Origin of the sequence: Sphingorhabdus sp. (assembly GCF_050921905.1) — a bacterium.
Taxonomy (GTDB): Bacteria; Pseudomonadota; Alphaproteobacteria; order Sphingomonadales; family Sphingomonadaceae; genus Sphingorhabdus_B.
The window spans coordinates 2238398-2252198 of sequence record NZ_CP050888.1; the positions used below are offsets into that span (position 1 = coordinate 2238398).

Annotated in this window: 9 protein-coding genes and 2 tRNA genes; 7 read left to right on the forward strand and 4 right to left on the reverse strand. The window is 57.5% G+C overall.

Features of this window, described 5'->3' with window-relative positions; genetic code table 11:
* Positions 1-28: 28 nt before the first annotated feature.
* Genes HEQ18_RS10945 through HEQ18_RS10955 form a run of 3 tightly spaced genes read left to right on the forward strand, consistent with a single transcriptional unit; the run spans position 29 to position 3625 of the window.
* On the forward strand, positions 29-808 hold the full coding sequence (locus tag HEQ18_RS10945; RefSeq protein WP_432814738.1) for a transglycosylase SLT domain-containing protein: 780 nt from the start codon (positions 29-31) through the stop codon (positions 806-808).
* Complete coding sequence (gene flhA / locus HEQ18_RS10950) at positions 805-2925, forward strand: flagellar biosynthesis protein FlhA (RefSeq protein WP_432814739.1); 2121 nt, start codon at positions 805-807, stop codon at positions 2923-2925. The genes HEQ18_RS10945 and flhA overlap by 4 nt, the downstream gene beginning before the upstream one ends.
* Positions 2915-3625: a FliA/WhiG family RNA polymerase sigma factor gene (locus HEQ18_RS10955; protein ID WP_397606472.1), complete on the forward strand. Its 711-nt coding sequence runs from the start codon at positions 2915-2917 to the stop codon at positions 3623-3625. Before flhA ends, HEQ18_RS10955 begins: the two co-directional genes overlap by 11 nt.
* Here HEQ18_RS10955 and HEQ18_RS10960 read toward each other — a convergent pair.
* Positions 3622-4545, reverse strand: coding sequence for a peptidylprolyl isomerase (locus HEQ18_RS10960; protein ID WP_432814740.1), 924 nt, complete (start codon positions 4543-4545; stop codon positions 3622-3624). The genes HEQ18_RS10955 and HEQ18_RS10960 overlap by 4 nt on opposite strands.
* 79 nt (positions 4546-4624) lie before the next feature.
* Here HEQ18_RS10960 and HEQ18_RS10965 point away from each other — a divergent pair.
* Positions 4625-4714: transfer RNA gene (locus HEQ18_RS10965), tRNA-Ser, on the forward strand.
* Between the two features lie 767 nt (positions 4715-5481).
* Here HEQ18_RS10965 and HEQ18_RS10970 read toward each other — a convergent pair.
* Positions 5482-7494 (reverse strand): TonB-dependent receptor, encoded by a 2013-nt coding sequence (locus HEQ18_RS10970; protein WP_432814741.1) that lies wholly within the window; start codon positions 7492-7494, stop codon positions 5482-5484.
* Between the two features lie 412 nt (positions 7495-7906).
* Here HEQ18_RS10970 and HEQ18_RS10975 point away from each other — a divergent pair, with 412 nt between their 5' ends.
* The 3 genes from HEQ18_RS10975 to HEQ18_RS10985 all read left to right on the forward strand — a co-directional run bounded on the left by HEQ18_RS10975 (position 7907) and on the right by HEQ18_RS10985 (position 12422).
* Positions 7907-9403, forward strand: a complete 1497-nt coding sequence (locus HEQ18_RS10975; RefSeq protein ID WP_432814742.1) for a CoA-acylating methylmalonate-semialdehyde dehydrogenase — start codon at positions 7907-7909, stop codon at positions 9401-9403.
* Between the two features lie 5 nt (positions 9404-9408).
* Positions 9409-10290, forward strand: a complete 882-nt coding sequence (mmsB, locus tag HEQ18_RS10980; RefSeq protein ID WP_432814743.1) for a 3-hydroxyisobutyrate dehydrogenase — start codon at positions 9409-9411, stop codon at positions 10288-10290.
* 131 nt (positions 10291-10421) lie between these two features.
* On the forward strand, positions 10422-12422 hold the full coding sequence (locus tag HEQ18_RS10985; protein WP_432814744.1) for a 3-hydroxyacyl-CoA dehydrogenase NAD-binding domain-containing protein: 2001 nt from the start codon (positions 10422-10424) through the stop codon (positions 12420-12422).
* 229 nt (positions 12423-12651) lie between these two features.
* Here the strand turns inward: HEQ18_RS10985 and HEQ18_RS10990 are convergent.
* A tRNA-Val gene (locus tag HEQ18_RS10990) sits at positions 12652-12727 on the reverse strand.
* A gap of 50 nt (positions 12728-12777) precedes the next feature.
* A complete protein-coding gene (locus HEQ18_RS10995) occupies positions 12778-13710 on the reverse strand; it encodes a hypothetical protein (protein WP_432814745.1) in 933 nt (310 codons plus the stop codon).
* Positions 13711-13801 lie beyond the last annotated feature (91 nt).

A 13801-nucleotide genomic window follows, 5' to 3' on the forward strand; every position in this document is an offset into this window, starting at 1 on the left:
GTCAGGGCATGAACACAAAGACGCCCTCATGACTGGCCCCATTACCGCAACCGCGACGCAGCAGCGCGTGACGTCGGCGATCGCCAATGCTTCGGCGCGTACGGGCGTTGGCTTTGAGTATCTGATGGATCAGGCGCAACTTGAGAGCCGCATGCGGCCAGATGCCCGTGCCCAGACATCCAGCGCCACTGGACTGTATCAGTTTACCAACCAGACCTGGCTTGCCACGCTGAAACAGCATGGCCCTGCGCATGGGCTTGATTGGGCATCGGGCGCAATCACGCAAAACCGCAACGGCGCCTTTACGGTAGCTGACCCCGATATGCGTGCCCAGATCCTGGGCCTGCGCACGCACCCTGAAACGGCGGCGGTCATGGCCGCTGAACTGGCGTCGGATAACAATGATTATCTACAATCGCGTATGCAGGGCGACCCGGAAGCGGTTGACCTTTATCTTGCCCATTTTCTGGGGGCAAAAGGTGCAGGCGACTTTCTGGCGGCGATGCAGACCGACCCAAATCAGGCCGCTGCGCCCCTGTTTCCATCCGCCGCAGCGGCGAACAGGTCGATATTCTATCGTCCGGACGGTGCGCAACGCAGTCTGATCGAAATCCGCGACGGTTTTTCTGCGAAAATGGCCGCAGCCCGGTCAGGTGGCCAAATGCCGCCAAGCATACAGCAGCATTTTGCAACACAGGCGGTTCGCCGCGCGCCCTTGGCCATGGCCGAGATGGAAAAAATGCCCAAGGGCCTTGATCTTGATTTTGCCCGCAGGACGTATCAGCGTCTGTCTGGGGTCACGGCATGATGCGCAACCCTGTGTTCGCCGTGCCGATGGCGGTGCTGAAGGGCAACGCCTTGCCCGTGGCCATATTGTTGCTGGTCATGTTGATGATCGTTCCGGTCCCTGCGGTGTTGCTGGATGTTGGCTTCATCGTGAATATCATGATCAGCCTGTCCGTTCTGATGGTCGCGATGAACGTGGCAAAGCCGCTGGATTTTTCGTCTTTTCCAACCGTGTTGCTGCTGGCGACTATTTTTCGCCTCGCGTTGAACGTCGCCTCCACGCGCGTGGTGCTCGTCGATGGCCATAATGGTCCGGCGGCGGCAGGGCATGTGATTGAGGCGTTTGGTGCCTTCCTGATTGGCGGCGATTATATCGTCGGCCTGTTCGTGTTCGCGGTGCTGATGATTATCAATCTGGTCGTCATCACGAAAGGTGCCGGCCGTGTTTCCGAGGTTTCGGCACGCTTCACGCTCGATGCCTTGCCCGGCAAGCAGATGGCGATTGATGCGGACTTGAATGCAGGCCTGCTCACCCCAGACGAAGCGAAGGCCCGCCGTCAAGAGGTTGCAACCGAGGCCGATTTTTACGGGTCGATGGACGGCGCGTCCAAATTCGTAAAAGGCGACGCTGTTGCTGGGCTGCTCATTTTATTCGTCAACATTTTCGGCGGTCTCATCTTGGGCATGGTCAGCCATGGCCTGAGCTTTAGCGAGGCTGCGCAAACGTACATCATGCTTGCCGTTGGTGATGCGTTGGTGGCGCAGGTGCCTGCGTTATTGTTATCCATTGCAGCAGCAGCCATTGTCACACGGGTATCGTCGCCGCTTGATCTTGCAGGCCAGATATCAAGCCAATTTGGCTTCTCACGCGCTTGGGGGCCTGTTGCAGGCATCTTGATGTTGCTGGGCATGGTTCCGGCCATGCCGCAGCTCGTCGTGCTTCCTGCGGCTGCGGTGGCGGGGGCAATCTATTGGACATTACGCAAGGCGGAAAAGGCACCATTGCGTGTGGTCGAACCGATCACGGATGCGGCACCAAGTCACCTGATCGAATGGCATGAAGTCGCGGACGTCGCTCCCATCACGCTTGACCTTGGCTATGGACTTGTAAGCTTGGTCGACGAACGCAAGGGCGCAGCTTTGATGGGTCGCGTGACTGCTATCCGTCGCCAATTGTCGCGTGAATTCGGCTTTGTCATGCCCATGGTCAAGGTCGCCGATGACTTGTCCTTGCCCGGCAACGCGTATCAAATTCGCATATCGGGCGTGTTGGTAGGCGAAGATCAGGCTTGGGCGAATGAATTATTGGCTCTCGATTCCGGCGACTGTCTCGAGGGCATAACTGGGCGCGCGGTCAAGGACCCGAGCTTTGGCCTGGATGCCCTTTGGATCGCAGAGCGCGACCGCACCGATGCCGTCGCGGCGGGCTACACCGTTGTGGACCCGGCCACCGTCATTGCCACGCATTTGAACCAATTGGTCAGCACGTCGGCGGCGGAGCTGTTCGGCATGGATGATGCGCAAGCGTTGATTAACAATCTCAAGGAAAGCTACCCGCAACTCGCCGCTGGTCTCACGCCTATGCCTTATACGCTGGCGGCGGTTACGACCTTGTGCCGGGCGCTGCTGGCCGAGCGGGTGCCGTTGCGCGATTTCCGACGCATTGCCGAAGCCATGGTCGACCTCGCCCCGCGCAATCTGGAGATGAACGAGTTGGTCGAGGCGGTCCGGCAAAGGCTTGGCGGATTGATTGTCCAAACCATTGTGCCTGTCAAAATGCCGCTGCCCGCGATTACCTTTGACAGCGCGTTGGAATCGCTTCTGGTCCAGTCGGTCCAATCGGCCCCGCAGGCAAGCTGGCCGTTTGAACCAGAGCTCGCACGCCGGATCATTTCGGTGATTGATGAGGCGGTGCAACCCATGCTCGTCGCCGCGCGCAGCTTTGCCATCATCACCTCACCATTGTGCCGCGCGGCCGTCGGACGATTGTTGCGCGCACAATATAGCGACGTTGCGGTTCTGTCCTTCCTCGAAATCCCTGAAACCAAAAAAGTCGAAGTCATCGCCGTGGTTGGCGGCATCGGGCAACTGCCCGAACCTGATGCACCGCAAGAAATTGGAGAACCTTATGCTGATTGAAGCTCGAAATGCTTATGCCACCCCGCAAACGGTGCATCCGGCGCAACTGGTTGAGGCGCATAGCGCGTTGGTGCGCCGGATCGCGTGGCATGTGCACAGCCGCATGTCGTCGGCAATTGAGGTGGAAGATCTGATCCAGATCGGCCTCGTCGCGCTGGTTGAGGCGGCGCAGAATTTTGAAGACCGGGGCATTGCATTTGCGCCTTATGCGGCAACGCGCATTCGCGGCAATATGGTCGATGCGTTGCGCCGTGATGCGCGCATGGGCCGGGCAGGCATGGCCAACCGCCGGTACCTGGCGGGTATCCGTGCGCGGTTTGAACAAGAAAATATGCGCGCCCCAAATGATGCCGAAATGGCGGCGGCGGCGGGGCTTGATCCTGCGGCCTATCACAACATGGTCGCGTCAACGCAGCCGGTGGGGCAGGAATCGATTGAAGACAGCTATTCGGACCATGACATGTGGTTTGCCGATATGTCAGAAGCGGCGGACACAATGCTGGAAAAGGCGCAATTGCGTGCGGCGTTGGTGGAAAACCTCTCCAAACTGTCCGAGCGTGAGGCGCTTATTCTCCAACTATATTTTGTCGAGGAATTGAACCTTGATGAAATCGGTGAGACCTTGGGCGTCGGTGCGGCGCGGGTGTGCCAGATTAAGAAAGCTGCACTCGACAAGATGAAGATGATGATGATGGATTAAGAGGCCTTGCGCCGGATTGGCACCGGAATGTTACAAATATCCGCGCCGCCCGCTGGCACATTAAAAAACGGGTCGCGCCGGTTGGCGCGTGCGTCGGCATAAGCCGCAAAACTTGCGCTATCGGTGTTGAGATATTCGAACGCAGGCACGTCCTTCACGTCATTACCCAGCCGGACTGACAGGATCGGCACGCGCTCCCCTTCCGTCTCGTAAAAACCAAGCGCGCCGGTGCCGCGCGGCAGGCTCGACATATGTTCAATGCCTTTGATCACGCGGCCAACAAGCGCGATATTGCGATCCAAGTGCCGCGGGGCGTGGCCGATGACAGTGTAAAGTTCAGCGCCTGTTCCGGTATCGGGTGATAAGTTGCGGCCAACGCCGACCATGCCGTAGCAGTGGGTTGGCCAAGTCCCACCCAGTTCGTCGCCAGCGATCTGCCAACCCCTTAGGTGTGTTGCCCAATCGGCATAATTGTCTTTCGGACCCTTAACCTTAAGCACAACGGATTGGCCGTCATGATATGGCTGGACCCGATAAGAACGCTGGTCAACTAACGCCAAACCTTCCGGCAAAGTTTTCTTCTCGGTCGCGTCGCCCCATTGCACGACATAATTGTCCTGCACGCGGTTGATGCTCGTGCCGTCCCAAAATTTGGCCGCCGCCAGCTTGCGGATATTGCCGACCCAGCCTTGGCCGAAGGGTTCAGGGATTAACTGGATGACCACGCGGCGCGGTCTGCCTTTCGAATCGGGCGCGAGGTCTATGATCATCAGGTCCGACGATTCAATGGCCACCCATTCGTCCGCCTTGGCCGCAGCGACAATTTCCGACGGCGCAGGGAAGGTTTTGGCCTCCTGCGCCAAAAGCGGGAGTGACGCGCATAAAGCGGCGATGGCGACCAAAGGCAGATATCTTTTCATCAGATGCAGTATGGCAAATCACTGTGCCTTGCGAAAGCGCAAAGGAGCGGCTAGGGGCGTGCGTCCCCAAGGGGAATGCGGAGACGTGGCCGAGTGGTCGAAGGCGCACGCCTGGAAAGTGTGTATAGGGGTGACTCTATCGTGGGTTCGAATCCCACCGTCTCCGCCAGTTTTTCAATACTGACGCATTTGTCACTGAAATTCCCTAAATCACCCCTCCCCTTTAGGGGAGGGGAGCGCAGCAGCTCTGTCCCCCGGACAGAGCCAAAAGCCGCGCTGGGTGGGGCCTGTCGGCGTTGCGCAAACCTATATGCCCCACCCCAACCCCTCCCCTGAAGGGGAGGGGCTTAAATTCGCAATATGCACCGCAGCAAGATTATTTCGGCGATGACGCACCTGCCACCGGAATTCTAAGTTTACAAACATATACGGAAAACGCGGTATTTCTGTAAACTTACCTCGACTTTGCGAGGTTGGCTTACCGGCTACGAAAGCCGGGCTGGGGTTGAACCGTTTCAAAGAGCCGGTCGCCCAACAATTGCGGACGTGGAGCACGGAATCTCAAAACAAATCCTACATTGCAAGCGAAACCTATTTCGGGGTTATCGCAATTGTCACCGGAATTGAAGGCGAAATAACTCCTCCCCGGCACGGGGGAGCCGAAGGCGTTGCGGAGCAACAGCGGGACCATGCGAAGCATGGGGGAGGGGCACCCGCCGGGTGTCGCAATCTCGCGGTCATGCCCGGTCGAAACGCTGCGCCAATATAATCCCACGCAGAGGCGCAGAGGCGCAAAGAAGGTGTGGCCCGATCCGTCATAATGCAAACCTATTTCAGGGATCACGCACCTGTCACCGGAATACCGCTTTATCGATAGACGACATCGGCCCCGGCCTGCGCCGGGGCGACGGGGGGTGTTGCGCGAAACGGCGCGGCTTACCCCGTCGTAAACTTCAGGCCAATCCACAAGATGCGCGGTGTTCCAAGGTCGATGGAACTGTCGACCTTGCGGGTTACGACAGCTTCGTTGAAGATATTCTCGACACGGGCCGTCAAGGCGATCTGACGCGTTATCGGCACTTGTGCAAAGCCGTCAAATGTCAATGCGGAGGGCAAGATGTTGCTTTCCAGATCATCCTCAAACTGCGCGCCGATATAGCGGGCGGTTGCAGAGAATATTGCGCCTGCATTTGGCGTCCAACGCACATTTGCGTTGGCGGCATGACGCGGGCTTTGCGCCGGGGACAGGCCGTTGAGTGCGGACGCGCTGCCAGAGGCGCGCACTTTGCTATCGCTATATGCGTAGGAGCCGGAAAGCGCGACGTCGCCAAAAACGGCTTCACCCGACAGCTCAAGTCCCTTGGCCACGACCGCATCAACATTGCCGCGCTGACGCAGATTGGGACCGATGGTGATATTGGCGATGGCATCGTTCAGGCGGTTGTAGAACAATGTCGCGCCAAAGGAGATGCCATTGGCCGGACGCAGGTCAAAGCCCGCCTCAACACCGCGCAGTTTTTCAACGTCTAATGCAGCATTGGCGCGGGTGGCGACGGGGAACACAGTAAAAGGGCGGTAAAGCTCATTCAGCGTGGGCAAGCGAAAGCCGGTATAGGCCGCCGCGCGCACGGCAAAGTCATCGCGCGCCGCGAAAAGCGCGCCGACACGCGCGCTTGTTTTCCAATTTGCACGGTCGGCAAAATTGTCATCGCGAATGACATTGCCATTTGCGCTGCGCTCGGCAAAAAAGCCGTTGTTTATTGTCCAACGGTCGGCGCGCAGGCCAGCGGTCAACGTCAATGCGCCCAGTTTCCAGTCATTTTCCGCAAACACGCCAAAGGTCGCATTATGGCCGCCCGCGTTACGGCGTGCGGTCACTAGCCCGGTGACTTGGCTATAGGCATCTTCAAACAATTCGCCTTCGGCCAAGCGGATATCCGCGCCGATGCGCAATGGATGGTCGCTGCCAACGGGCGGACGGACTTCGATTTTGCCGCCAAGGCCCGTGGAGGGCGTATTGCGTTGGTCCAGCGTCTTGCGCAAGGACGTGGCGCTGATCACGACGTTGGTGAAATTGCGCCCCTGCACATAAGCCAATGCGTCGATTTGCCAGCGGCCTTGCGACACGATGCGGATGCTGGCGTCTTGCCCTTCGGAGCTGCTGTCCGCGCCGGCAAAGCGCAAGGTCCGATTGTCTTGGAAGAGCAATCCGCGAAATTGCATCTCCACAGCATCGGCCAAGGGTGCAACCGCGCGCAGGCCAGTGGACCAGCTATCATAAGCCGCGCGCACATCGCTTGATTGTCGTGTCGCAGATGGTGCAGTGAAGAAGCCGTCGCCGCGGTCCCAGCGACCCGAAAGGCTTACAAAGCCAGCTTTAAGGTCGGTCGTGAGGCCCGCCGACAATTCGCTGGCATGGTCGCTGCCGTAAAAGGCCGAAAGCGATGCGTCGGACAAGTCGTCAGGCCCGGCGCTGTTCAGCTCAATCGTGCCGGCCACTGCGCCTGCCCCAAAGGCACCATTGCCGCCGCCGCGTGTCACGCGGACAAAGGACAGGCGTTCCGGCGCAATCGCGCTAAACGGAATATAGCCGAAAAACGGGTCGGCTTGCGGCACGCCGTCCAGCAATATCAGCGTCCGGCTGGAGGCATTGCCGCCAAGCGCGCGCAAGGTTGCGCCTTGGGCAGAAGGGTTGGCCGAACGGCTGTCGGAACGGCGGAACTGCTGAAAACCTGCGACATCGGCAAGGATGTTTTCGATGCGTCCCGATGCCTCGCTGGTCAGGCGCGCGCGGTCGATTTCAACCGAGCCATAAGCGGGATCACTTTTGGTCTGATCAAGGCCCTTACCCTTTACGACAATGATGGGTTCGGCGGCGTCTTGCGCATAAGCGGCAGGTGCACCAATGGCGATTGCCACGCATGAGGTCCGGGCCAAAAGGGTAAACATGTGTGTTCCTGATGTGTGAAGAAGACGGATATTAGGGTCAGGACCACTTAAATCCACCTTCGCGGTTTGAGGCCATTTTGTTCAGTGCTAGGCGGCAAGCGCCGGACTTAGTGGTTCTAAGTCCAAGCTTGCCAACGTGGCAATGGACAAAATGGGTCAAATCCGAAGGACGTCAAAATGGCTTCGATCTCAAAGCAAAATGCCCTTGCAGGCAGAATGACTGCCTGCGGCGGCCATTTTCCTTCGATATCTTTGCCATTTTGACGCCGCGAAGGTGGATTTAAGTGGTCCTGACCCTAAGCGTTGCCTTACCCATATATGCGCTGGCCGCTATTTTTGAACTATAATAGGCCATGGTTGCAATAATGTAATGATACGCGCAAGGCACGCGGACGGAATCAGGAGAAGATATATGCGTCACATCGATCATTTCATCGGCGGTGGCACCGGCACAAGCTCGGCGCGTTTTGGCGATATTATGGACCCGAATAATGGCGGCGTTCAAGCGCGCGTGGCCTTGGGTGACGCAAATATACTTGAACGTGCGGTGCAAGCGGCATTGGCGGCACAGCCAGCCTGGGCGATGACCAACCCACAGCGCCGTGCGCGCGTGATGTTCGAATTCAAGCGCTTGGTTGAGGCCAATATGGACGACCTGGCGCATATGTTATCGAGCGAGCACGGCAAGGTCATTGCGGACTCAAAGGGCGACATTCAGCGCGGGTTGGAAGTCATCGAATTTTGCTGCGGCATCCCGCATGTGCTGAAGGGTGAATATAGCCAAGGCGCAGGCCCCGGCATTGATGTGTATTCGATGCGTCAGCCCATTGGCATTGGCGCAGGCATTACCCCGTTCAACTTTCCTGGCATGATCCCTTTGTGGATGTGCGGCCCCGCCATCGCGACGGGCAATGCGTTCATTATCAAACCAAGCGAGCGTGACCCAAGCGTGCCTGTGCGCTTTGCGGAACTGTTTATCGAAGCTGGTTTGCCCGAAGGCATCTGCCAAGTCGTGCATGGTGATAAGGAAATGGTCGATGCCATTCTTGATCACCCAGCCATCGGCGCGGTCAGCTTTGTCGGCTCGTCCGACATTGCGCATTATGTCTACAATCGCGGCGTTGCCAACGGTAAGCGTGTGCAGGCCATGGGCGGCGCGAAGAATCATGGCATTGTCATGCCCGATGCTGACCTTGACCAAGTCGTGAACGATCTTGCAGGCGCGGCTTTTGGTTCGGCTGGTGAACGCTGCATGGCGCTGCCTGTCGTGGTCCCGGTGGGCGACGAAACCGCCGAGCGATTGAAGGCCAAACTCATTCCCGCGATCGAAGCATTGCGCGTGGGCATCTCAACCGATGCCGAGGCGCATTACGGCCCGGTTGTCACCGCGCAGCATAAGGCAAAGGTTGAAGGCTGGATCCAAACCTGCGTTGACGAAGGCGGCGAGCTGATCATCGATGGCCGCGGGTTCAAACTTCAGGGTCATGAAGAAGGTTACTTCATTGGACCAACCTTGTTCGACCATGTCACCACCGACATGGAAAGCTACAAGGAAGAAATCTTCGGCCCCGTGCTTCAAATCGTTCGCGCCGCAAATTTTGAAGAAGCCTTGGCGCTTCCGTCGAAGCACCAATATGGCAATGGCGTTGCGATCTTCACGCGCAATGGCCACGCAGCTCGCGAGTTCGCCGCGCGGGTCAATGTCGGCATGGTCGGGATTAACGTGCCGATCCCCGTGCCGGTTGCCTATCACAGCTTTGGCGGCTGGAAGCGGTCTGCCTTTGGCGACACCAACCAGCACGGCATGGAAGGCGTGAAGTTCTGGACCAAGGTGAAGACAATCACCCAGCGTTGGCCAGATGGATCGCCTGATGGCGGCAATGCCTTCGTCATTCCTACAATGGGGTAAAGCACATGAAAGTGGCGTTTATCGGGCTTGGCAATATGGGTGGCGGCATGGCTGCCAACCTTGTGAAGGCGGGGCATGCGGTGAATGCCTTTGACCTGTCGGGCGAGGCGCTGGCGCGTGCGCGGGATAATGGGTGTGCGACCTTTACGTCAGTACGCGAAGCGGTCGATGGCGTGGACGCTGTCGTATCGATGCTGCCAAACGGCAAAATCGTGGCCAGCGTGTTTGAGACGGACGTCTTGGGCCACGCACCCAAAGGTGCGATATTGCTCGATTGTTCAACGATTGACGTTGGCACTGCGCGCAGCGTGACGGCGGATGCTGTCGCGGCGGGCTATGACATGGTTGATGCACCCGTTTCAGGCGGGATAGCGGCTGCCAATGGGGGCACTTTGACCTTCATGGTGGGCGGCACGGATACCGCCTTTGCGCGTGCGGAACCGATTTTATCAGCGATGGGCAAGGCGGTCATTCATGCTGGTGCGTCCGGCGCGGGGCAGGCGGCGAAAATCTGCAACAATATGCTGCTTGGCGCGTCGATGATTGCGACCTGTGAAACCTTTGCCATGGCCGAAAAGCTGGGGCTGAACCTTCAGACCTTTTTCGACATATCGTCGAAAGCCTCCGGCCAGAATTGGTCGATGACAAATTATTGTCCGGTTCCGGGTGTTGGGCCAACGACGCCTGCCGATAATGATTATCAGGGCGGGTTTGCTACAGCGCTCATGCTCAAGGATCTGAAGCTGGCGATGGAGGCCGCAAGCTTGGTGGGCGCAGATGTGCCGATGGGCGAACGCGCGGCGGAACTATATGCGCAATTTGACAAGGCGGGAAATGGTGGCCTCGATTTTTCAGCAATCATCCAAACCCTGAAAGACCAAGCGTAAAACGCACGTCGCTGGAATGCTTGGAGCAGCAGGATTGCAAAGCCTGCAGAAAACATATTAGGACTGCTGCCAGTTCCTTCATCACTCGACAACCGGCAAACGCGCCGAACCTTAAAAATTAGGAGTTGCCCGTGCAATCAGTGACCACGCAGAAATTTGACGACGTCCTTGTGGTGATTGTCGACAATCCCCCCGTGAACGCATTGTCTTGGCATGTCCGTCAGGGGCTGAACGACAGTTTTGAACAGGGACTTTCGGATGATAATGTAAAGGCCCTTGTGCTGCGCTGTGCAGGATCGACCTTTATCGCAGGCGCCGACATCACAGAATTTGGCAAAGCCCCGCAAGGTCCGGATTTCAACGCCGTGTTGAACATGATTGAAGCTGCCGGCAAACCTGTTGTGGCTGCCATTCATGGCACGGCGCTTGGCGGGGGTCTGGAAACCGCCTTGGTGTGCCATTACCGCATCGCTGTGCCCTCCGCGCGGCTTGGGGTGCCAGAGGTCAAGCTTGGCCTGCTACCGGGGGCTGGAGGGACGCAAAGGCTGCCGCGCGTCGTGGGCGTCGAAGCTGCCGCCACCATGTGTTCGCTTGGCGAACCTCTGTCTGCGACGAAGGCGGCTTCGATTGGCTTGGTCGACCGCTTGGCTGGTGAAGACAGCCTAACCGACGACGCGATTGCCTATGCGCGCGAATTGATCGCTATCGGCCCACGACCAACGCGTGATCGTCCGCTGGGTGGTGATATTGGGATCATTGAACAATTGAAGGCGGCCAATGCCAAGAAGTGGAAAGGCTTTGATGCGCCTTATGCCAATCTTGCCTGTGTCGAGGCGGCAACGCGGTTGCCCTTTGACGAAGGCATGCAGTTCGAACGCGCAGAGTTTGTGAAGCTGATGGGTGGATCGCAATCTGCGGCCCAGCGCCACATGTTCTTTGCCGAACGCCAGGCCGCAAAGATTGACGGGTTGGCCAAAGACATTGCTTTGCGTGATATCAAGAAAGTCGGCGTGATTGGCGCAGGGACCATGGGCGGCGGGATTTCGATGAATTTCCTGTCTAAGGGCATCGCCGTGACCATCGTCGAAATGGTGCAGGAAAATCTGGACCGCGGCGTTGGCGTCATCCGCAAAAATTATGAAAACAGCGCCGCCAAGGGACGCTTCTCGCCCGAGCATGTTGAAGAAATGATGGCCTTGCTGACGCCGTCATTGACACTCGATGATCTGGCCGACTGCGATCTTGTCATCGAAGCCGTGTACGAAAGCATGGACGTTAAAAAAGAGGTGTTTGGAAAGCTGGACACTATTTGCAAGCCCGGCGCGATTCTTGCGTCGAATACATCCTATCTCGACATTGACGAAATTGCCGCCAGCACATCGCGTCCGCAAGATGTCGTCGGCATGCATTTCTTCTCGCCTGCCAATGTCATGAAATTGCTGGAGGTCGTGCGCGGCGACAAAACCGAGCCGGACGTGCTTGCCACCGCCATGGCGATTGGCAAGAAAATCGGTAAGGTCGCGGTGGTTGCAGGCGTCTGCCATGGCTTTATCGGGAACCGGATGCTGTCCACGCGTCAGCAGCCAGCGATGCAATTGCTGTTGGAGGGGGCAACGCCCGCACAGATCGACAAGGTGCATACCGATTTCGGCATGCCCATGGGACCGTTTCAGATGAGCGATCTGGCTGGACTGGATATTGGTTGGCACCGTGACCCGTCAAGGGTCGAAACCATCCGCGATGCGCTGTGTGCGGCCGGCCGTTTTGGTCAGAAGAACAGCAAGGGCTTTTACGATTATGATGAAAAACGTGTGGGCACGCCAAGTGCCGAGGCGTTGGCGATCATTGAGGAATTTCGCGCTACTTCAAACCTGCCGAAGCGCGAAATCAGTGACCAGGAAATCGTCGAACGCACGCTCTACCCGATGGTCAATGAAGGCTATAAAATCCTCGAAGAAGGCAAAGCCCAGCGCGCGTCCGACATCGATGTGGTCTGGATCTATGGCTATGGCTGGCCAATCTATCGCGGCGGCCCCATGTTCTGGGGCGATTTGGAAGGCGCAGGCAAAATCGTGGAAGCGCTTGAGCGGCATGGCGTCAAGGTGGCAGAGAGCTTGAAAGCCAAAGCCTGATAACTGCGGTAACACGCCCGGCGTCAACGACGCGCCGGGTGGCGTTTCGGGGTTGCGAGGGGGTCAGGCCCTGGACGACACCAAAGCTGCGTCGGAGGCCCACACAGCCCAGTTTCTGGGTACGCGAATCGGTGCCGTTAGGAGCAGTCGAGGAAGCAAGGCCAAATCATTGGAAATGAATTTTCATCGCGATTTGCGCGGGTAATGGCCGTTACACCATTGAAAAATATGGTGGGCGCTAACGGGCTCGAACCGCTGACCCTCTCGGTGTAAACGAGATGCTCTACCAACTGAGCTAAGCGCCCCTCTCGGGAGACGGGCATTTGCCAAAGTGAATCACATTTGGCAAGGCCATTTAAATGATTGGCGAAGAGCGCGCGCTGATCGCTGCAAAATAATCATCCATTTTTGCCGATGTTTCGGCGGAAAGCTCAATGAATACACGCCGAGCGTCGGCCGGGTCCTGACGCCGCAACACCATACCGCTTTCGGTCATGGCGGATATCCATCGCAATGCGGTGGTTGGCGGAACTGCGGCGGCGATACAAAGGCTAGATACCGATACGCGCTGTCCCTCTTGTGCGGCTGCTTTGAGATCAAGCAGGATATCCCATGCAGGATCCGCGAATAGGTCAGGCGGAAAAAACCGTTCGCGCAACCGGCGCAGCTTTATGATTTCACGCAGGCTTGGCTTCGCTGCGGCATCATTGGCGACCGGAATCTCGCTCGGAAATCCTTGAAAGCCACCAAATGGCGCGGCTCTAAAGGAGATCGATTTATCTTTTATTGTGTCCTTCAGTTCGGAATCGGCCATGCGCGCCAGCGTTCGGGCGAATTCGGCCAACTCGTCGCTGATCCGGTGTAGCGATCTAAATTCTACTTCCTGGTCCCTGTCATACAGTCGATCCATGCTATTCCGTCCAAATGCCCCCGCCAAAACTGGCATTGCTTCGACGTCATCTGCATCGACCAGAAAGTGACATTGGCCGTGCGGAAGCGCCGCATAAATTACTTCCAGCGACTCCATCTTGGACCAGATCAATGCAGTGCTGCGATGTGTTTGGAGATAAAGCGTTATCCGCGATACGGTATCGCTGAGCCTGTCCGTTTCGGAGGAAAGGTCGATCAGCAGAAAATCTGCGGGTTGCGTATCGTCCATTAGCAAGGGCGTATAACCGGCCAATGTTGCCAGCCGCGCAAGCTTGGTATCCCGCTCCAATGACCCGCCGGAGATCATCGCAATGCGTCCATTTTGGCCCGTGGCGGGGTGAGGTGAGATGTCTGGCATAATCTTTTGAACAAATGCCTGATAAGATTATACTTTTGCGAACGCACGAAAAAACGACGCCGAATATGTAAAACTTACCTCCATATTGGAG

Excerpts from the sequence above, each read along its gene's own strand:
- HEQ18_RS10970 (WP_432814741.1), bottom strand. The coding sequence starts at position 7,494 with ATGTTTACCCTTTTGGCCCGGACCTCATGCGTGGCAATCGCCATTGGT.
- HEQ18_RS10995 (WP_432814745.1), bottom strand. The coding sequence starts at position 13,710 with ATGCCAGACATCTCACCTCACCCCGCCACGGGCCAAAATGGACGCATT.
- HEQ18_RS10960 (WP_432814740.1), bottom strand. The coding sequence starts at position 4,545 with ATGAAAAGATATCTGCCTTTGGTCGCCATCGCCGCTTTATGCGCGTCA.
- mmsB (WP_432814743.1), top strand. The coding sequence starts at position 9,409 with ATGAAAGTGGCGTTTATCGGGCTTGGCAATATGGGTGGCGGCATGGCT.
- HEQ18_RS10955 (WP_397606472.1), top strand. The coding sequence starts at position 2,915 with ATGCTGATTGAAGCTCGAAATGCTTATGCCACCCCGCAAACGGTGCAT.
- flhA (WP_432814739.1), top strand. The coding sequence starts at position 805 with ATGATGCGCAACCCTGTGTTCGCCGTGCCGATGGCGGTGCTGAAGGGC.
- HEQ18_RS10945 (WP_432814738.1), top strand. The coding sequence starts at position 29 with ATGACTGGCCCCATTACCGCAACCGCGACGCAGCAGCGCGTGACGTCG.
- HEQ18_RS10975 (WP_432814742.1), top strand. The coding sequence starts at position 7,907 with ATGCGTCACATCGATCATTTCATCGGCGGTGGCACCGGCACAAGCTCG.